Origin of the sequence: Streptomyces sp. MK7, assembly GCF_032658145.1 — a bacterium.
Taxonomy (GTDB): Bacteria; Actinomycetota; Actinomycetes; order Streptomycetales; family Streptomycetaceae; genus Streptomyces; species Streptomyces spiralis.
Map to the genome: position 1 here is coordinate 86233 of NZ_JAVACL010000002.1, position 19080 is coordinate 105312.

The 19080-nt window shown below is 72.6% G+C and carries 17 protein-coding genes; 1 reads left to right on the plus strand and 16 read right to left on the minus strand.

The features are described from left to right. Positions 1 to 188 precede the first annotated feature (188 nt). The 8 genes from R2S09_RS03060 to fmt all read right to left on the minus strand — a co-directional run bounded on the left by R2S09_RS03060 (position 189) and on the right by fmt (position 9321). Positions 189 to 641, minus strand: coding sequence for an Lrp/AsnC family transcriptional regulator (locus tag R2S09_RS03060; RefSeq protein WP_306188469.1), 453 nt, complete (start codon positions 639 to 641; stop codon positions 189 to 191). Positions 642 to 677: 36 nt separating this feature from the next. Beyond that, positions 678 to 2153 carry an amino acid permease gene (locus R2S09_RS03065; RefSeq protein WP_306188471.1) on the minus strand — a complete coding sequence of 492 codons (1476 nt, stop codon included), beginning with the start codon at positions 2151 to 2153 and terminating at the stop codon, positions 678 to 680. Between the two features lie 362 nt (positions 2154 to 2515). Further along, the gene (locus tag R2S09_RS03070; RefSeq protein ID WP_306188473.1) at positions 2516 to 3958 is read right to left on the minus strand and encodes a GuaB1 family IMP dehydrogenase-related protein; all 1443 of its coding nucleotides are present in this window, start codon (positions 3956 to 3958) and stop codon (positions 2516 to 2518) included. 132 nt (positions 3959 to 4090) lie between these two features. Next, the gene (locus R2S09_RS03075; RefSeq protein ID WP_306188475.1) at positions 4091 to 4366 is read right to left on the minus strand and encodes a barstar family protein; all 276 of its coding nucleotides are present in this window, start codon (positions 4364 to 4366) and stop codon (positions 4091 to 4093) included. Positions 4367 to 4444: 78 nt separating this feature from the next. Then, complete coding sequence (locus R2S09_RS03080; RefSeq protein ID WP_306188477.1) at positions 4445 to 5488, minus strand: sugar-binding transcriptional regulator; 1044 nt, start codon at positions 5486 to 5488, stop codon at positions 4445 to 4447. A 165-nt stretch (positions 5489 to 5653) separates the two neighbouring features. After that, complete coding sequence (gene rpe, locus R2S09_RS03085; protein WP_306188479.1) at positions 5654 to 6340, minus strand: ribulose-phosphate 3-epimerase; 687 nt, start codon at positions 6338 to 6340, stop codon at positions 5654 to 5656. 155 nt (positions 6341 to 6495) lie between these two features. Beyond that, on the minus strand, positions 6496 to 7923 hold the full coding sequence (locus R2S09_RS03090; protein WP_316739656.1) for a transcription antitermination factor NusB: 1428 nt from the start codon (positions 7921 to 7923) through the stop codon (positions 6496 to 6498). A 465-nt stretch (positions 7924 to 8388) separates the two neighbouring features. Continuing rightward, positions 8389 to 9321 carry a methionyl-tRNA formyltransferase gene (fmt, locus tag R2S09_RS03095; protein ID WP_306188483.1) on the minus strand — a complete coding sequence of 311 codons (933 nt, stop codon included), beginning with the start codon at positions 9319 to 9321 and terminating at the stop codon, positions 8389 to 8391. A 238-nt stretch (positions 9322 to 9559) separates the two neighbouring features. Between fmt and R2S09_RS03100 the strand changes: the two genes are divergently transcribed. Then, positions 9560 to 10102 (plus strand): hypothetical protein, encoded by a 543-nt coding sequence (locus tag R2S09_RS03100; protein WP_306188485.1) that lies wholly within the window; start codon positions 9560 to 9562, stop codon positions 10100 to 10102. Between the two features lie 193 nt (positions 10103 to 10295). Here R2S09_RS03100 and R2S09_RS03105 read toward each other — a convergent pair whose 3' ends face one another. The 8 genes from R2S09_RS03105 to R2S09_RS03140 all read right to left on the minus strand — a co-directional run bounded on the left by R2S09_RS03105 (position 10296) and on the right by R2S09_RS03140 (position 19033). Continuing rightward, positions 10296 to 12455, minus strand: a complete 2160-nt coding sequence (locus R2S09_RS03105; RefSeq protein ID WP_316739657.1) for a primosomal protein N' — start codon at positions 12453 to 12455, stop codon at positions 10296 to 10298. Between the two features lie 151 nt (positions 12456 to 12606). Next, a complete protein-coding gene (gene metK / locus R2S09_RS03110) occupies positions 12607 to 13815 on the minus strand; it encodes a methionine adenosyltransferase (protein WP_306188488.1) in 1209 nt (402 codons plus the stop codon). A gap of 236 nt (positions 13816 to 14051) precedes the next feature. Further along, complete coding sequence (gene coaBC / locus R2S09_RS03115) at positions 14052 to 15257, minus strand: bifunctional phosphopantothenoylcysteine decarboxylase/phosphopantothenate--cysteine ligase CoaBC (protein ID WP_316739658.1); 1206 nt, start codon at positions 15255 to 15257, stop codon at positions 14052 to 14054. Between the two features lie 161 nt (positions 15258 to 15418). Beyond that, on the minus strand, positions 15419 to 15691 hold the full coding sequence (gene rpoZ, locus R2S09_RS03120) for a DNA-directed RNA polymerase subunit omega (protein WP_004933985.1): 273 nt from the start codon (positions 15689 to 15691) through the stop codon (positions 15419 to 15421). A 77-nt stretch (positions 15692 to 15768) separates the two neighbouring features. Further along, entirely contained in the window at positions 15769 to 16362 is a 594-nt protein-coding gene (gene gmk / locus R2S09_RS03125; RefSeq protein ID WP_306188493.1) for a guanylate kinase, read from the minus strand. A 59-nt stretch (positions 16363 to 16421) separates the two neighbouring features. Beyond that, the gene (locus R2S09_RS03130) at positions 16422 to 16745 is read right to left on the minus strand and encodes an integration host factor (RefSeq protein ID WP_003977346.1); all 324 of its coding nucleotides are present in this window, start codon (positions 16743 to 16745) and stop codon (positions 16422 to 16424) included. A gap of 285 nt (positions 16746 to 17030) precedes the next feature. Beyond that, the gene (gene pyrF, locus R2S09_RS03135) at positions 17031 to 17876 is read right to left on the minus strand and encodes an orotidine-5'-phosphate decarboxylase (RefSeq protein ID WP_316739659.1); all 846 of its coding nucleotides are present in this window, start codon (positions 17874 to 17876) and stop codon (positions 17031 to 17033) included. Continuing rightward, positions 17873 to 19033 carry a quinone-dependent dihydroorotate dehydrogenase gene (locus tag R2S09_RS03140; protein WP_316739660.1) on the minus strand — a complete coding sequence of 387 codons (1161 nt, stop codon included), beginning with the start codon at positions 19031 to 19033 and terminating at the stop codon, positions 17873 to 17875. Before R2S09_RS03140 ends, pyrF begins: the two co-directional genes overlap by 4 nt. Between the last annotated feature and the right edge of the window lie 47 nt (positions 19034 to 19080).

The following is a 19080-nucleotide window of genomic DNA, read 5'->3' on the forward strand; positions in this document are numbered from 1 at the left end:
TTGCGTGGGGCTCCGCCGGGGCCGGGGCTCTGCCCACCCGCCCGCCCGACTCGGTTGCCGCAGAGGTGGCCGTCCCGGGGCTCCGCCCCGGACCCCGGCGTGGGCTTCGCCCCCTGTACCCCCAGGCTCTGCCCACTCGCCCCCCGACTCGGTCACTGCCGACGGGGGCCGCCCCCGGGCCCCGGAAGTTACGTCGGGGAGCCCGAGGAGAAGCGGCGGAGCAGTGGGGACAGGACCAGGACGGACTTCGTGCGTTCCACGAAGGGCTCGCCGGCGATGCGTTCCAGGACTCGCTCGAAGTGGCGCATGTCGGCGGCGAAGACCTGGGCGACCGCGTCCGCGTCGCCGGTGACGGTGGACGCGGACACGACCTCCTGGTAGCGCTCCAGGCCGCGCTGGATGGTCTCCGGCGATGTGTTGCGCCGGCAGTAGATCTCGACGTAGCCCTCGGTCTCCCAGCCGAGGGCGGCCGGGTCGACGCGGACGGTGAAGCCGGTGATGGCTCCGGTGGCGCGCAGCCTGTCCACGCGCCGCTTCACGGCGGGCGCGGACAGGCCGACGAGCTGCCCGATGTCCGCGTAGGAGCGGCGGGCGTCCTCGGCAAGGGCGTGCACGATGCGTTCGTCGAGATCGTTCAGCACGGGGTGTGGGTCACTTCTTCGGGATCGGGCGCTCGGTCACTTCTCCGCCGTCACGAGGCTCGGCTCGGCCGCGAGGCGGGAACGGCGGTAGCCGTACACGAAGTAGAACACGAGCCCGACCGCCATCCAGACTCCGAAGACCACCCAGGTGACGGCGGACAGGCTGCCCATCATCCAGACGCAGAAGGCGAAGCCCACCGCGGGCAGCAGCGGCGACAGCGGCACCCGGAAGGTGCGGTGCATGGTCGGGCGGGTCCGGCGCAGCACCACCACGGCCACGTTGACCAGCGCGAACGCAAAGAGGGTGCCGATGCTGGTGGCGTCGGCGAGCTGGCCCAGCGGGATGGCCGCCGCCAGGACACCGCAGAACAGGGAGACGATCACCGTGTTGGCACGGGGCGCCCCCGACTTCGGGTGGACCCGGGAGAACACCTTGGGCACGAGGCCGTCGCGGGACATGGCGAACAGGATGCGGGTCTGGCCGTACAGCACGGTCAGGACCACGCTGGCGATGGCGATGACCGCGCAGAACGCCAGCAGGGTGCCCCAGAAGCTCTGACCGGTGACGTCGCGCATGATCTGGGCGAGGGCCGCCTCGGAGTCGTTGAACTTCCGCCATGGCTTGGCGCCCACGGCGACGGCGGCCACGAGGACGTACAGGGCGGTGACGATGACCAGGGACAGCATGATCGCCCGGGGCAGGTCGCGCTGGGCGTTCTTGGCCTCCTCGCCGGCGGTCGACGCCGCGTCGAAGCCGATGTAGGAGAAGAAGAGCGTCGCGCCCGCGGCGCTGACGCCGCTCATGCCGAGCGGCATGAAGTGGGAGTAGTTGCCGGAGCGGAAGCCTTGGACACCGATCGCGCAGAACAGCACCAGCGCGGCGATCTTCACGCAGACCATGACCGTGTTGGCCCGCGCGGACTCCTTGGCGCCACCCATCAGGAACACCATCGCCAGCAGGACGACGATCAGCGCGGGCAGGTTGAAGACGCCGCCGTCGCCGGGCGGCGCCGACAGGGCCGCCGGGATGGTGACGCCCAGGGTGCCCTTGAGCAGCTCGTTGAGGTACTCGCCCCAGCCGACGGCCACGGCGGCCACCGACACGCCGTACTCCAGGACCAGGCACCAGCCGCACACCCAGGCGATCAGCTCGCCCATCGTTGCGTATGCGTACGAGTAGGAGGAGCCGGAGACCGGGATGGTGCCCGCCAGCTCGGCGTACGACAGGGCCGAGAAGAGGGCCGTGAGACCGGCGATCACGAAGGACAGGGTGACGGCGGGACCGGCCTTGGGGACGGCCTCCCCGAGGACCACGAAGATGCCGGTGCCCAGGGTGGCACCGATGCTGATCATGGTGAGCTGCCACAGGCCCAGGGAGCGTCGCAGGGTGCCGCCTTCGCCGTGGCCACCCTCCGCGACCAGGCGTTCCACGGGCTTGCGTCGCATCAGGCGCGCACCGGCGGACAGGGGGACGGTTCTGCGGTTCTGCGGTGGTGCGCCTTGATCGAGCACGCGCGGCTCCTTGTCGCTGCGGGTCTTCGAGCGGCCGGGACCGGTGGCCCCCGTCCCGCGGGGAGCCACCGAGCGGGGTCCCTGCCACGCCACGTACAGCGCAGAACCTTACGAGCCGGGGCGTTGCCCCTGTAATGCAGCAACCTTGCGCATCCCCGCAAGATCGTTGCGTTCGCGGGGACTGTGCGGGTGTTCGTTGCGCGGGGGCTTTCGTCCGTTGCGCACGAGACGGGCGGGACTGTCCGGAGTCGCCGGACACGTCGGACACGCCACACACGCCGACGGCCCCCGCTGTCCCGGCGAGGGAGAGCGGGGGCCGTGCGGAGACGGAAGAGCGGGGGCCGTGCGGAACGGCGGCCGGCTCAGGTCCAGCTCGCGTGCAGCGGCTTGCCCTCGGCGTAGCCGGCCGCGCTCTGGATGCCGACGATGGCCTTGTCGGCGAACTCCTCCAGGGAGCCGGCACCGGCGTAGGTGCACGAGGAGCGGACGCCCGCGATGATCGAGTCGATCAGATCCTCGACGCCCGGGCGGGCCGGGTCGAGGAACATGCGGGAGGTGGAGATGCCCTCCTCGAACAGCCCCTTGCGGGCGCGGTCGTACGCCGACTCCTCCGAGGTCCGGTTGCGCACCGCGCGCGCGGAGGCCATGCCGAACGACTCCTTGTAGGCGCGTCCGCCGGCGTCGTGCTGGAGGTCGCCCGGAGACTCGTACGTGCCCGCGAACCAGGAGCCGATCATCACGTTGGACGCGCCGGCCGCGAGGGCCATGGCCACGTCCCGCGGGTGGCGGACACCGCCGTCGGCCCACACGTGCTTGCCGTACTTCTTCGCCTCGGCGGCACACTCCAGGACCGCGGAGAACTGCGGCCGGCCCACGCCGGTCATCATGCGGGTGGTGCACATGGCGCCGGGGCCCACACCGACCTTGATGATGTCCGCGCCCGCGTCGATGAGGTCCTTGACGCCCTCGGCGGAGACGATGTTGCCGGCGGCGATCGGGACCTGCGGATCGAGGGCACGCACCAGCTTGATCGCGGTGATCATCGACTCCTGGTGGCCGTGCGCGGTGTCGATGACGAGCGTGTCCACGCCCGCGTCGAGCAGCTGCTTGGCCTTGCCGGCCACATCGCCGTTGATGCCGACGGCCGCGGCGATGCGCAGCTTGCCGTTCTTGTCGACGGCCGGGGTGTACAGCGTGGCGCGCAGTGCGCCCTTGCGGGTGAGGATGCCGGCGAGCCTGCCGTCCTTGTCGACCGCGGGGGCGTAGCGCCGGTTGTGCGCGTCAAGGGTGTTGAAGGCCTCGCGCGGGTCGATGTCGGCGTCCAGCAGGAGCAGGTCCTTGGACATGACCACTTCGAGCTGGGTGAAGCGGTCGACGCCGGTCAGGTCGGCGTCGGTGACGACACCGACGGGCCGCTGCTCCTCGTCGACGACCACGCCGGCGTTGTGCGCCCGCTTGGGCAGCAGGGCGAGGGCGTCGGCGACGGTCTGGTGCGGGGCCAGCACGATCGGGGTGTCCAGCACCAGGTGGCGGCTCTTCACCCAGGAGATGACGTCGGTGACCACGTCGATCGGGATGTCCTGCGGGATGACCACCAGGCCGCCGCGCCTGGCCATCGTCTCGGCCATGCGGCGGCCGGCGATGGCGGTCATGTTGGCGACGACGAGCGGGATGGTGGTGCCCGTGCCGTCCGGCGAGCTGAGGTCCACGCCCTGACGCGAGCCGACCGCGGAGCGGCTCGGCACCATGAACACGTCGTCGTACGTCAGGTCGTACGCGGGCTGGATGTCATTGAGGAAACGCACGTGCTGCACATCCCAGTCGATCAGAGGTGACCCCCGGACAGGTCTGCCAGGGGGAAAGAGCACGTACTTCATTGTCCCATGACGGGCACGTTGTCAGGGCCTGTCATATGGCCCAGGCTGCCGCGGAGGTGTTTAGGACGATCCTCCAAGGGCCGACGATCCGCCGAGGGCCGGGGCGACGGTGAGCGCGGGAGTGCGCTCGGCCGCCTCGGCGAACACCTGCCGCGCCGTGCACCACTCGCCCAGGTTCGCCTCGGCGTACGCCCGCCGGCCCCGTACGACGAGCAGCAGCCCCTGGCGGGCGGCCGCCCGGGGCCGGACGGTGCGGTCGGAGAGGCAGTCGGCGAGCGCGTCCCGGTTGCGGCCGAACCAGTCGGGCAGCGCCAGGGCCCGGGCGGTGCGGTCCATCAGGGCCGCCTGCCCGTGACGCCGTCGAGGTCCAGGGTGACCGGTAGCCGGCCCGCCAGGTCGTCGCTCACCTCGGCTTCAGCCCCCGTCCGGGTCCGCCCGGGCCAGGGCGGGCTTCGGAGCGGGTCCGGCCGTCATCAGGGAGTCGGCGGCCGAGGTGTCCGTGACCAGGCTGGTGACCAGACCGGAGCGCAGCACCGCGTCGATCGCCGGCGCCTTGCGCTGCCCGCCCGCGATCGCGACGACCTCGGGGATACGGCGCAGCTGCTCGGCCTTGACGGTGATGCACCGCTCCCCCAGGTCCCGGCCGATCCGGCGGCCCTGGGCGTCGAAGAGGTGCGCGGACATCTCGGCGGCGACACCGAGCGAGGCGTAGTGCGCGCGCTCCTCGTCGCTGAGCATGTCGTGCACCGTGGAGATGCCCGGCTCCCAGGAGCCGATGGACACGCAGGCGACCGTGACCTTGTCGAAGTACTCGAAGGCCCGGGCGATCCCGGTCTGGTTGCGCAGCGCCGCCGCGGTGGCCTCGTCGGGCAGCAGCATCGGCGCGTAGATGGGGTGGGCGTCCCCGCCGGAGACCTGGGCGGCGCGGCGGACGGCCTCCACCGAGCCGCGTTCGGCGGTCCCGGCGTCGTACACGCCGGTCAGCTGCACCACCGTGCACGGGGGCAGCCGGTCGAGGGCCGCCGCCATGTGGATGGTGGACCGGCCCCAGGCCAGGCCCAGCACATCGCCCTCGTTGACGAGCTCGCCGAGCAGGTCCGCGGCGACCTCGCCCAGGTTCTCCGGGTCGGGGGTCTCCTCGGCGTCGGCCGGGGATTCGACCACGACGGCGTGCCTGAGGCCGTAGCGGGCGCGGAGCGCGTCGGAGCGCTCGGCGTCCAGTTCGGCCGGTACGCGGATCTCGATGCGCACGAGGTCGCGTTCGAGGGCGGTCTCCAGGACCCGGGCCACCTTGAAGCGGCTGACGCCGAACTCCTCGGCGATCTGGATCTTGGACTTGCCCTCGAGGTAGAAACGGCGGGCCATGGCCGCCGCCTGCACCAGCTCAGCGGGTCCCATCCGCACTGCTGACCGGCCCGCCGACATACCCGACACGGCGATCTCCTCACTGCTGTTCACATTCTGGATTCGCCGTTCATCCTTGCAGATCCGGCGCTCTTGATCAGCCCTGATGAGAGCCGTTCACGTACCTGATGCCCAGTGGTTGCACGCCCACGACATGCTCGGTGGTTCCACTCCATGATGGCCTCCGTGGTCGCACGCGTGTGTCCGGTGGCCGTGTGTTCAGTGGCCGCACGCCCACGACGCCCCGGAGGTGGCCGCCTCCGCCTGTGCCCGCAGTGCGCGCACCGCCTCGGCCGGGTCCTGCGCCCCGTAGACGGCCGAGCCGGCGACGAAGACGTCGGCGCCGGCCTCCGCGCAGCGCTCGATCGTGGCGGCCGACACCCCGCCGTCGACCTGGAGCCACAGCTGGAGGCCGTGCTTGCTGATCAGCTCCCTGGTACGGCGGATCTTGGGCAGCATGATGTCGAGGAACGCCTGGCCGCCGAAGCCCGGCTCCACCGTCATGATCAGAAGCATGTCGAGCTCGGGGAGCAGGTCCTCGTACGGCTCGATGGGCGTGGCGGGCTTGAGCGCCATCGAGGCCCTGGCGCCCTTGGCGCGGATCTCGCGGGCCAGCCGCACCGGGGCGCCGGCCGCCTCGACGTGGAAGGTGACCGAGGAGGCGCCCGCCTCGACGTACTGCGGGGCCCACCGGTCGGCGTCCTCGATCATCAGGTGGCAGTCCAGCGGGGTGTCCGTCGCCCGCGCCAGGGATTCCACGACCGGAACGCCGAGCGTGAGATTCGGGACGAAGTGGTTGTCCATCACGTCGACGTGGAGCCAGTCGGCCCCTTCGACCGCCTTCGCCTGCTCGGCGAGGCGCGCGAAGTCGGCGGACAGGATGCTGGGGTTGATCTGCACGGCCATGCCCCAAGCCTGCCATGTCGCCGCGCTCGGCTGTAACGGCGGTCCTCACCGGTTGCGTTTTGTCCAACGGCCGGTGGGGGCTGGTCGCGCGCAGGCGGCGGAGCCGCACGTCGATACGGCCCCGCGCCGGTGGGTCGGCTGCCTCCAGCGGTGTTTCAGGCAGTTCTGCGGATCAGGGCCAGGTACATCGCGTCCGTGCCGTGCAGATGCGGCCAGAGCTGGACGTCCGGGCCCTCGCCGAGGGCCGGGACGCCCGGGAGCAGGGGGCGGGCGTCGATCAGCTCCGTCTCCGGGCGCTGCTTGAGCACGTCGGCCACGACGGCGCGGGTCTCCGCCAGGTGCGGGGAGCAGGTGGCGTAGCCGACGACGCCGCCGACGCGCACCGAGTCGAGGGCGGTGCGCAGCAGGGCGCGCTGGAGGGGGGCGAAGTTGTCCAGGTCCTCCGGGCGGCGGCGCCAGCGGGCCTCGGGTCGGCGGCGCAGGGCGCCCAGGCCGGTGCACGGCACGTCGACGAGGACCCGGTCGAAGCTTCCGGGACGCCAGGCGGGGCGTGTTCCGTCGGCGGCGACGACCTGGTACGGGCCGGGGTTCCCGGCGAGCGCCTTGGCCACCAGTCCCGCCCGGTGGGGCTGCTTCTCGGAGGCGAGCAGCACGGCCCCTCGCTCGGCGGCGAGGGCGGCGAGCAGGGCCGCCTTGCCGCCGGGTCCGGCGCAGCCGTCGAGCCATCGCGCGTCGGGGCCGTCGAGGGGCGCGTTCGCCAGGGCCAGCGCCACGAGCTGGCTGCCCTCGTCCTGAACGCCGGCGCGGCCCTCCCGTACGGCGTCCACGGCGCCCGGCTCCCCGCCCTCGGTGAGCCGCACGGCGTGCGGCGACCAGCGGCCCGGCACCGCGGCCTCCTCGCGCAGCAGCTCCTCGGTGGTGGCCCGGCCGGGCCGGGCCACCAAGGTGACCTCGGGCCGCTCGTTGTCGGCCTCGAGCAGGTCCTCGATGCCGGCGCGGGGTCCGCCGAGGGAGTCCCACAGGGCGGAGACGACCCAGCGGGGGTGGGAGTGGACGACGGCGAGGTGGTCCTCGGGGTCGTCGTCGTAGGGCGGGGCGACCTTCTCCAGCCATCCGTCGAGGTCGTCCCGGGCGACCTTGCGCAGCACGGCGTTGACGAACTTGGCCCGCCCGTCGCCGAGCACCACCCGGGCCAGCTCGACCGTGGCGGACACGGCGGCGTGGCTCGGGATGCGGGTGCCGAGCAGCTGGTGGACGCCGAGGCTGAGCACATCGAGGACGGGCGGGTCGACCTCCCTGAGCGGCCGGTCCACGCAGGCGGCGAGGATCGCGTCGTAGGTCCCCTGCCGGCGCAGCGTGCCGTACACCAGCTCGGTGGCGAGCGCGGCGTCCCGTCCGTCGAACTTTTCGGGTCCCTCCTTCTCGCGCGCCTTGCGCAGCAGGGGCGGCAGGACGAGGTTGGCGTAGGCGTCCCGCTCGTCCACGGCGCGCAGCGCCTCGAAGGCGAGGATGCGGACGGGGTCCTTCTGCGGCCTGCGGTAGGGCTTGGCGGGCTTGCGGGGCCGACGGGGGGTGTCGCTCACGAAAAAGGTGCTCCGGATGTCTGGGGCGCCGCGCACGGATGCGCCGCGCACGAATGTGCTGGGCACGGATGTGCTGGACCTGGGTGCGCGTGGCCCGGGTGTGCTCTCCGACCAGGCTACGTCCCGCAGCCGACCGCTGGTCGGCGGCCGAGGGGTCAGCGGGGGCGGCGCCCGGGTGTCCGCAGGGGCGGCGGGGGCAGCGGCCGAGGAAGCTGTCCGCTCGGCGGCCGACGAGATGGCCTGGTCGGCAACCGATGTGCCTGCCCGCTCGAGCGGCGGCCGACGGCCCCGGCCCAGGCAGCGTCCGACGAAACTGCCCACTCGACGACCGACAGGACTGCCTTATCGACGGTCGACGAACTGCTGCCCGGCCAGCGGTCGACGAGACTGCCCGGTCGGCGCCCGACGAACCGCGCGAAGGCGGACGGGACTGCCCGGTGTTGCGGTCGGCGAGGCCGTCGGTGGTCAGTGTCCGAGGGTCTCGCCCTCGGTGATGCGCACGCCGCGTGCCCAGTCCGCCGCTCGCATCGGCTTCTTTCCCTGGGCCTGCACCCACAGCAGTTCGACGGCGTGGGAGCCGGTGCCGACGTGGAGGTGGTTCTTGCCGGCGGCGAGCGCGCCGGGGGCGAGGTCGGTCCGCTGCGGCGCGAGGGCGACCTGGATCAGTTTGAGCCGTTCGCCGCGGAACGTGGTCCAGGCGCCCGGGGCCGGCGTGCAGCCGCGCACCACCCGGTCGACGCGCAGGGCGGGGGCGCTCCAGTCGATCCGGGCGTCCTCGACGGTGATCTTCGGCGCGAGGGTGACGCCCTCGGCCGGCTGCGGTACGGCCTTCAGGGTGCCGTCCTCGATGCCGTCCATGGTCGCGACGAGCAGCCCGGAGCCGGCGAACGCCAGCCGGGTGAGCAGGTCGCCGCTGGTGTCGGTGGGCCGGATCCGCTCCGTGACGGTGCCGTAGACCGGGCCGGAGTCCAGGCCCTCCTCGATGAGGAAGGTGGAGGCACCGGTGATCTCGTCGCCCGCCATGAGGCTGTGCTGCACGGGCGCCGCACCGCGCCAGGCGGGGAGCAGGGAGAAGTGCAGGTTGACCCAGCCGTGCGCGGGGATGTCCAGCGCGGGCCTGGGCAGCAGGGCGCCGTAGGCGACGACGGGGCAGCAGTCCGGGGCGATCCGTGTCAGCCGCTCCAGGAACTCCGGGTCACGCGGCCGCTCCGGCTTGAGCACCTCGACGCCGGCCTCCTCGGCCCGCTCGGCGACCGGGCTCGCCACCAGTCGGCGCCCGCGTCCGGCCGGTGCGTCGGGGCGTGTGACGACGGCGGCCACCTCGTGCCGCCCGGAGGCGAGCAGAGCGTCCAGGGCGGGAACGGCGACCTCGGGGGTACCGGCGAAGACGAGCTTCATGGGCGGGTGCGGCCTCTCGGTCGGGGCTGGGCGGGCAGCACACCAGTCTATGACCATGAACGGACAGCCGCGGCGGACGAGCGGCGCAGCGCACGCCCGTGGGGGCGTACGCATATGCCCTTACGCCCCCACACCGTGACCAGCGGAGCGAAAGCGCGTTGGTCAAGACAGAGTTGACCACCAGGGGCCGCGCTCGTGCGGCTCGATTCCTTTCAACGCCGGTTCGAGAGGCTTGTTCATGGCCGACCACGCAACCCACGACGCCCAGGCCCGGGCGAGCCTGCACTTGCTGGTGCGGGACATCGAGCGGGTCCGTCGGCAGGTGGACGCGCTGCGCACGCTCACCGCCCAGTTGGGCAACGTCTACCGTCCGCGCCGCTCCGGTCCCTCCACGGGCTTCGTCGTCTACGGACGCGCCCCCGCGCCGACCGTCCGCCTCGCGCAGGAGCTGCGGGACAGTGTCGAGACCCTGGTCACGGCCGCCGTGGACTTCGACCGGTCACTCGGCTTCTCGTGGGACGCCGTGGGTTCGGCGCTCGGCGTCACCAAGCAGGCGGTCCACCGTCGTTACGGCGCGCGCCGTGCCGCCGCGCAGGCGGCCGCCGAGACCGAGCGGGGCGCGGAGCCCGCGGGCACCCGCACGATCAACGTCGGCACCGGTCTTCCCACGATTCCGGCGGTGCCCACGGCCCGCTCCATGCCGACCCAGCCGACGGCAGGCAGCCCGTCGCTGCGCGAGGACGCGCGGCCCACGGCGTTCCCCGGACCGCGCAACGGCTGAGCGCGGGCGGGCAGCACTCACCTGACGGCCACTCACCGATGCACTCCCCGGAGGTTCCGGGAGGGCATCGCACATGGGTGACACGCGCCGGCCACCCGTGACGACCTGTCACCCGCTGCCCGTCAGCTCACCGGGTCCAAGGGGTCCTAAGTCATCTCACCCCTATCCGTCACCGCGGCCGACGTCCGTCACCTCAGCCGATGTCCGGCGGGTCGATCCGCACCCACACCGGCTCACCGCTCCCGCAGGCCGTGCGCGCCGCCTGAGCGGCCTTCAGGGCGGCGGCGAGTGCCGCTCCGCTGCCGGGCGGGACGCGGATCAGCGCCCGGTCCCACTGCTCGCCGGGCGGTGGCGCGCCCGACCGCCGGGGCCGTCCGGGCGGGGTGACCGGAAGCGGCACCGGGCCCAGGATCTCTGCCTCGCGCGGCAGTTCGACCGCGCGGAGGAAGTCCGCGACCACCTCCGGCGGGCCCGACACGGCCGCCATCCGGGAGACCGGGGGGAACCCCAGTTCGGCCCGCTCGGCGCGCTCCCGTACCGCGTGTCCGACGGGGTCCCAGCGCACCAGGGCCTGCACGGGCCGCAGCGTCGGCTCGGCGACCACGACCACCGTGCCACCCGTCTCCTGCGGGCGGACGAGCGCGGCGGCCCCGATCCACCGGCGCAGCGCGTCCTCGCCCGCACGCAGATCGGGGCGCCCCAGCATGGCCCAGCCGTCCAGCAGCAGGGCCGCCGCGTACCCGCCCTCGGCGACCGGCTCGGCGCCCGGTGTGCTCACGACCAGCGCGGGCGCCGCCGGGACGGTGTCCAGCACGTGCTCGCGGCCCGAGGTGCGCACCGGCACGGCGGGGAAGGCCCGCCCGAGCTCCTCGGCGGTCCGGCGGGCCCCGACGACCTGTGCCCGCAGCCGGAACGAGCCGCACTCCGGGCAGTGCCAGGAGGTCTCCTCCCGCCCGCACCATCCGCAGCGGAGCAGGACCGCGTCCTGCCCCTGGAGGGGGCCGGCGCAGTGCCGGCAGCGGGCGGGCGCGCGGCACTGGGCGCAGGCCATCCGTGGGACGTACCCCCGCCGGGGAACCTGCACCAGCACCGGGCCGTGCCGCAGGCCCTCACGGGCGACCTGCCAGGCGAGGGTGGGCAGCCGCGCGGCCCGGGCCGCCTCGTCCCGCGCGAGGTCCCCGTCGCCCACGGTGCGCACGAGCGGGGCCGCCCGCCGCACCTGTTCGCGCGCCGCGACCAGGGGCCGCGCCCAGCCGGTCTCGACGAGTTGGGCGGCCTCGACGGTGCAGCTCCAGCCGCCGAGCAGGAAGCCGCACCCGTCCAGCGCGGCGCGCAGCAGCAGCACCTCCCGCGCGTGGGGCTGGGGTGCGTGCTGTTCGCTCAGGCTGTCGTCGCCGTCGTCCCAGAGGGCGACCAGTCCGAGGTCGCGCACCGGCGCGAACATGGCGGCGCGGGTCCCGACGACGGCCCGTACGGAGCCTCTGCTGACCGCCAGCCACTGCCGGTACCGCTGCTCGGGGCCGGCGTCGGCGGTGAGCAGCGCGTGCCGGCCCTCGCCGAGGAGGGAGGTCAGCGCGGCGTCCACCCGGGCGGCGGCCCGTCCGTCCGGTACGACGACGAGGGCGCCCCGCCCCGATGCGAGCGTCGCCGCGACGGCGCGGGCCAGCTCCTCGCTCCACTGCGGCCCCGGCAGGGTGTTCCAGACGGCCCTGGGGGTGCCGCCGGAGGCCAGTGCGGCGAGGAAGGCGCCTCCGTGCTCGTACCGGGCCCAGGGGCCGGCGTCCGGGTCGGGCGGCGGGGGCAGCGGAGGAGGTGACGGCTGCTGCTCGGCCCGAGCGCTGCGCGGCGGTACGGCGAGTTGCAGTACGTCGGCGACGCTGCCGGCGTACCGGTCGGCGACGGCTCTGGCCAGCCCGAGCAGCTCCTCGCTCAGCACGGGCTCGGGCGAGACGACCTGGGCGAGCGCGGCCAGTGGCCCGGAGTAGTCGGACTCGGCCCGGCGCTCGATCAGGAACCCGTCGATGAGTCCGCCGCCCTCGCGCCGGCCCTCCCGCACGCGGTGCCGTCCGGCGCCGAACCGCACCCGCACCCGCACGCCCGGCTGGGCGTCGGCGTCCAGCTCGGCGGGCACGGCGTAGTCGAAGTAGCGGTCGAGGTGGAGCACGCCCTTGTCGACGAGCACCCGCGCGACGGGCAGCCGCTCGGCGAGCGCCGCTCCCCGCCAGGTGCGGGGCTTGGCGCGGGGCTCCTTCGCCTTGCGCACGCTCTCCCGAATGAGCGCGAGCTGCTCCGGCGGTGCCCCTTCGGCCCCGCCGTCCCCTTCTGTCCGGGACGCCCCGTTCTCGCTGCTCACGCTTGCATTCTTACCAAACGGCACTGACATTGATGCTGATACTCGGGTTCCTCCGTACCGGCTGAGCCATGACGCGCATGCGTCGAGGCCCGGCTCCCGTGACCGGGATCCGGGCCTCGACGGATGGACGGCGTGCAGGCCGAGGGGCTGCTTACAGGCCCGCGGCCTGGCGGAGGGCGTCCACGCGGTCGGTGCGCTCCCAGGTGAAGTCCGGCAGCTCGCGGCCGAAGTGGCCGTAGGCGGCGGTCTGGGCGTAGATCGGGCGGAGCAGGTCGAGGTCGCGGATGATCGCGGCCGGACGCAGGTCGAAGACCTGGTCGATGGCCTTCTCGATCTTCTCGGGGTCGATCTTGTGGGTGCCGAAGGTCTCCACGAACAGACCGACCGGCTCGGCCTTGCCGATCGCGTAGGCGACCTGCACCTCGCAGCGGGAGGCCAGGCCCGCGGCCACCACGTTCTTCGCCACCCAGCGCATCGCGTACGCCGCCGAGCGGTCGACCTTGGACGGGTCCTTGCCGGAGAACGCGCCGCCGCCGTGGCGGGCCATGCCGCCGTAGGTGTCGATGATGATCTTGCGGCCGGTCAGGCCCGCGTCACCCATGGGGCCGCCGATCTCGAACCGGCCGGTGGGGTTGACCAGCAGGCGGTAGCCGTCGGTGTCCAGCTTGATGCCGTCGTCCAGGAGAGCCTTCAGCTCGGGCTCGACGACGAACTCGCGGATGTCGGGGGCCAGCAGGGAGTCCAGGTCGATGTCGCTGGCGTGCTGCGAGGAGACCACGACGGTGTCCAGGCGGACCGCCTTGTCGCCGTCGTACTCGATGGTGACCTGGGTCTTGCCGTCCGGGCGCAGGTAGGGGATCGTGCCGTTCTTGCGCACGTCCGACAGACGCTTGGACAGCCGGTGGGCCAGGAAGACCGGCAGCGGCATCAGCGTCGGCGTCTCGTCCGAGGCATAGCCGAACATCAGGCCCTGGTCGCCGGCGCCCTGCCGGTCCAGCTCGTCGTCGTCGCCCTCGACCCGGGTCTCGTACGCCGCGTCGACGCCCTGCGCGATGTCCGGGGACTGCGCGCCGATCGACACGGACACGCCGCAGGAGGCGCCGTCGAAGCCCTTCTTCGAGGAGTCGTAGCCGATCTCCAGGATCTTGCCGCGGACCAGGGTCGCGATGTCCGCGTAAGCCTTGGTCGTGACCTCACCGGCCACGTGCACCAGACCGGTGGTGATCAACGTCTCCACCGCGACCCGGGAGGTCGGGTCCTCGCGCAGCAGTGCGTCGAGAATGGTGTCACTGATCTGGTCAGCGATCTTGTCGGGGTGACCCTCGGTCACGGACTCCGAGGTGAACAGGCGACGGGACACAACGCTCCCTGGGGTTGCAGCGGCTGCTGGCTGATCATTGGTGGACGGCACGGGGGGCTGCGCCCTGCGCCGTCCGGAAAACAGTTTATCGGTCGCGCTCGGCCACGGGCCCACCCGTCTCGCCTCTCGGGCCCACTGTGACCTGCGGCACGGGCATTGTGCCCAATGCCCGGCGACCTTGAACAGGGTGCCGCCGCCCGAGTACGGAGTCCGGGTGAACCGGCCGGGGCGGGGTTTCAGCGCAGCCGGGCGGCCACGAGGTCCCACACGGTCTCGGCCAGGGCCTCCTTCGGCCCGTGCGGCACGGGGGTCTCGCCGCCGTCGGCGGCCAGCACCACGGCCTCGTTCTCCTCCGCACCGAAGGTCTTGCGCTCCCCCACCTCGTTGACCACGAGGAGGTCGCAGCCCTTGCGCGCCAGCTTCTTGCGGCCGTTGGCGAGGACGTCGTCGGTCTCGGCGGCGAAGCCCACGATCACCTGTCCGGGGCGCGCCCGGTCGGCCGATATCTCCGCGAGGACGTCCGGATTGCGCACCAGGGCGATGGGCTCCGGTTCCTGGTCGTCCTTCTTCTTGATCTTCCCGGTCGCATACGTCGCGGGCCGGAAGTCGGCGACGGCGGCGGCCATGACCACCGCGTCGGCGTCCCGGGTCGCCTTGAGCACCGCCTCGCGCAGCTCCACGGCCGTCCCCACCGGGACGACGTCCACGCCCGCCGGGTCGGGCAGGCCGGTGGTGTTGGCGGCGATCAGGGTCACCCGCGCGCCCCTGGCCGCCGCCGTGCGGGCCAGGGCGTAGCCCTGCTTGCCGGAGGAGCGGTTGCCGAGGAAGCGGACCGGGTCCAGGGGTTCCCGGGTGCCGCCGGCGCTGATGACGACGTGCCGGCCGGCCAGGTCGGGCTCGGTCACGCCCCGGGCCAGGACGCGACGGCAGATCTCGAAGATCTCCGCCGGGTCGGGCAGCCGGCCCTTGCCGGTGTCGACGCCGGTGAGCCGGCCGACGGCCGGTTCGATGACGACGGCGCCGCGGCGGCGCAGCGTCGCCACGTTCTCCTGCGTGGCCGGGTGCTCCCACATCTCGGTGTGCATGGCCGGGGCGAAGACCACCGGGCAGCGGGCGGTGAGCAGGGTGTTGGTCAGCAGGTCGTCGGCGAGGCCGTGGGCGGCCTTGGCGAGCATGTCGGCCGTGGCCGGGGCCACCACCACCAGGTCGGCGTGCTGGCCGGTACGGACGTGCGGCACCTCGTGGACGTCGTCCCAGACCTCGGTGGCGACGGGGTTGCCGGACAGGGCGGACCAGGTGGCGGCGCCGACGAAGTGCAGCGCGGAGGCGGTGGGGACGACACGGACGTCGTGTCCGGACTCGGTCAGCCGGCGCAGCAGCTCGCACGCCTTGTAGGCGGCGATGCCGCCGCTGACCCCCAGAACGACCTTGGGCTTGCTCACCGGGCCTCCCGCACTCGGCACACACGACACGCACGCCTCGGCTCATCGGCGTACGCGTCCATGCTGCATCATCGCCGCTTCGTCGCGGGACGAGCCTGCCCCGCACCCCCGAGCACACCACAGGCCCGGCAGCCGCGCTGCCGGGCCTGTGGAAAAAACACTTACTGCCCCGGGCCCTCGACGGCCTCGGAGGTCAGCAGACCCGCGTTGATCTCGCGCAGGGCGATGGAGAGCGGCTTCTCGTGGACGTGGGTGTCGACGAGCGGACCGACGTACTCCAGAAGACCCTCGCCGAGCTGCGAGTAGTACGCGTTGATCTGGCGGGCACGCTTGGCCGCGTAGATCACGAGGCTGTACTTCGAGTCGGTGGCCTCGAGGAGCTCGTCGATCGGCGGGTTGATGATGCCCTCGGGCGCGGAGATGGAAGAGGACACGCTCTACCTTCCGATGGATGGGAAAGATTCAGTCGGTGTGCGATCACCCGGTGCGACCACCACGGTGACCGTCACGATCACACAACGTCCATCAAGGCTAGCAGCTCGCGCGCCACGTCCTCGACGGAGGTGTTGACCAGGGTCGTATCGAACTCCGGCTCGGCCGCCAGCTCGACCTTCGCCGCCCGCAGCCTGCGCTCGATCACCTCGGGCGGCTCGGTCCCCCGGCCGGTGAGGCGGCGCACCAGCTCCTCCCAGGTGGGCGGAGCGAGGAACACCAGCTGGGCCTCGGGCATGGACTCGCGGACCTGCCGGGCGCCCTGGAGGTCGATCTCCAGCAGGACCGGCTCGCCCGCCTCCAGGCGGTCCAGCACGGCGGCGCGCGGCGTGCCGTAGCGGTTGCCGGCGAACTCGGCCCACTCCAGCAGCTCGCCGTTGGCGATCAGCTTGTCCATCTCGTCGTCGGTGACGAAGAAGTAGTGGACTCCGTGCTGCTCGCCGGGGCGGGGCTTGCGGGTCGTCGCCGACACCGAGAGCCATACCTCGGGGTGTTCTTTGCGCATATGGGCGACGACCGTGCTCTTGCCGACCCCGGAGGGGCCGGAGAGCACGGTCAGCCGCGGACGTGCGTCCGGGGGGACGGGGGACGTCCCCCGGGGTGTTACTGCCATGCAGCGATTATTCCAGCAATCCCGGAGTGCCCGGGACTCCCTTCCCGACGGGGCGGGGTTCAGGAGCCGGTGCTGCCGAACTCACGCTCCAGGGAAGCGATCTGGTTGGAGCCGAGGCCGCGGACCCGACGGCTCTCGGAGATGCCGAGTCGCTCCATGATCTGCTTGGCGCGGACCTTACCCACGCCCGGCAGGGACTCAAGAAGGGCGGACACCTTCATCTTGCCGATGACGTCGTTCTCCTGGCCCTGCTTGATGACCTCGTGCAGGGAGGCGCCGGAGTGCTTGAGTCGATTCTTGACCTCGGCCCGCTCCCGGCGAGCCGCGGCGGCCTTTTCGAGCGCGGCTGCGCGCTGTTCAGGGGTAAGGGGCGGAAGAGCCACGCCTACGTCACCTCGGATGTCGAACTGTCGGATACGGACCGGTGAGGAACCTAGTCGCCCCACACCTGGGGAGCCACGAGCAACACGCTTGCCCGTTCTCCCCCACTGCCTCGAGGGCGTGGGAGGTGGCCCCACTCGACGGAGACTAGCGGTCAAGGACGCCAGAGTCAGCGAGAACAGAGGAAAAGTCCTGGTCAGCCTCAGTGAGGACGGACATTTAGGACATATTGCCTCGGATTTGAGAATGTATCCAGCCTCAAGCAGCCCCGGATCGCGCCCGGAAACTCATCCGGCGGCCACCGCGACCCGGATCTCGTCGGCGAAGCGTTCCGCCGCGTCACGCAGCGCGACGACGTCGGGACCGTGACGAAGAACACCCCGGCTGACGTTCGGGACCACCGTGCGCACCGCGGGGCCGAAGACCGTGGGAAGATCGGCCGGGGTCGCCCCCTGCGCGCCGATCCCGGGCGCCAGCAGCGGTCCGTTGATGTCCAGGTCGTACGACGACAGGTCGCCGAGCGTGGCCCCCACCACCGCGCCGAAGGAGCCCATCGGGCTCTCCCCCGCGTTCTCCCGCGCCAGGTGCGCGAGCATCGTCGCGCCCACGTTCCGGCCGTCGGGCCGGACGGCGTGCTGCACCTCGCCGCCCTCCGGGTTGGAGGTCAGCGCCAGCACGAACAGGCCCGCGCCGCTCTCCCGCGCCAGCTCGACCGCCGGCCCGAGCGAGCCGTACCCGAGGTACGGCGAGACGGTCAGCGCGTCCGAGAACAGCGGCGCGTCCTTGTGCAGGAAGGACTCGGCGTAGGCGGCCATGGTCGAGCCGATGTCGCCGCGCTTGGCGTCCATGACGACCAGTGCCCCGGCCGCCCGCGCCTCCTGGACCGCCTTCTCCAGGACGGCCACACCCCGGGAGCCGAAGCGCTCGAAGAAGGCGCTCTGCGGCTTCAGGACGGCCACCCGGTCGGCCACCGCCTCCACGACCGTGCGGCTGAACCGCTCCAGACCGGCCACGTCGTCGCTCAGGCCCCACTCGGCGAGCAGGGACGCGTGCGGGTCGATGCCGACGCACAGCGGGCCGCGCTCGTCCATGGCGTGGCGCAGCCGGGCGCCGAAGGGTTCCATCGGGCTCATGCCGTCTTCCCTGCCTTCTTCACATCGGCGTTCTTCACATCGGCCGTCGTCACGCCGGCCTTCCTCACATCGGCGCCGACCGCGTCGGCGAGGGTGGCGTACGGGCTGGTGCGCAGGCGCGCGGCGAGCCCCTTGTGGATCGCGCGGCCCCAGAAGGGCCCCTGGTAGATGAAGGCGCTGTAGCCCTGGACCAGCGTGGCGCCGGCCAGGATGCGCTGCCAGGCGTCCTCGGCGTCCTCGATGCCGCCCACGCCGACCAGGGTGATGCGGTCGCCCACGCGCGCGTAGAGGCGGCGCAGCACCTGAAGGGAGCGCGCCTTGAGCGGGGCGCCGGACAGCCCGCCGGTCTCGCCGGCCAGGGCCGGGTCGGAGCGCAGTCCGAGTCCCTCTCGGGCGATGGTGGTGTTGGTGGCGATGATGCCGTCCAGGCCGAGTTCCACGGCGAGGTCGGCGACGGCGTCGACGTCCTCGTCGGCGAGGTCGGGGGCGATCTTCACCAGCAGCGGCACCCGGCGCCCCGGCACGACCCGGTCGGCGGCCTCGCGCACGGCGCTCAGCAGCGGGCGCAGCGCCTCGGTGGCCTGGAGGTTGCGCAGGCCGGGGGTGTTCGGGGAGGAGACGTTGACGACCAGGTAGTCGGCGTACGGGGCGAGGCGCTCGGCCGACTTCACGTAGTCGCCGACGGCCTCCTCCTCGGGGACGACCTTGGTCTTGCCGATGTTGACGCCCACGACCGTCCTGAAGACGGGTGTGCGCGAGGCCAGGCGCGCGGCGACGGCCAGCGAGCCGTCGTTGTTGAAGCCCATGCGGTTGATGAGCGCGCGGTCCGCGACCAGCCGGAACAGCCGCTTCTTGGGGTTGCCGGGCTGCGGCTCGCCGGTGACGGTGCCGATCTCGACGTGGTCGAAGCCCAGCATCGACATCCCGTCGATGGCGACGGCGTTCTTGTCGAAGCCGGCCGCGAGCCCGAAGGGGCCGTGCATGCGCAGGCCCAGGGCCTCGGTGCGCAGCTCCTTGAAGCGGGGGGCGAGGGCGGCGGCGAGCAACGTGCGCAGCACGGGGATGCGGACGGCGAGACGGATCCAGCGGAAGGCCAGGCGGTGGGCCTGCTCGGGATCCATGCGCCGGAAGACCAGACTGAAAAAGATCTTGTACATGGTGTCCTCACGAAGAGGGGGACACCGTTTCCGGTGTCCCCCTCGGG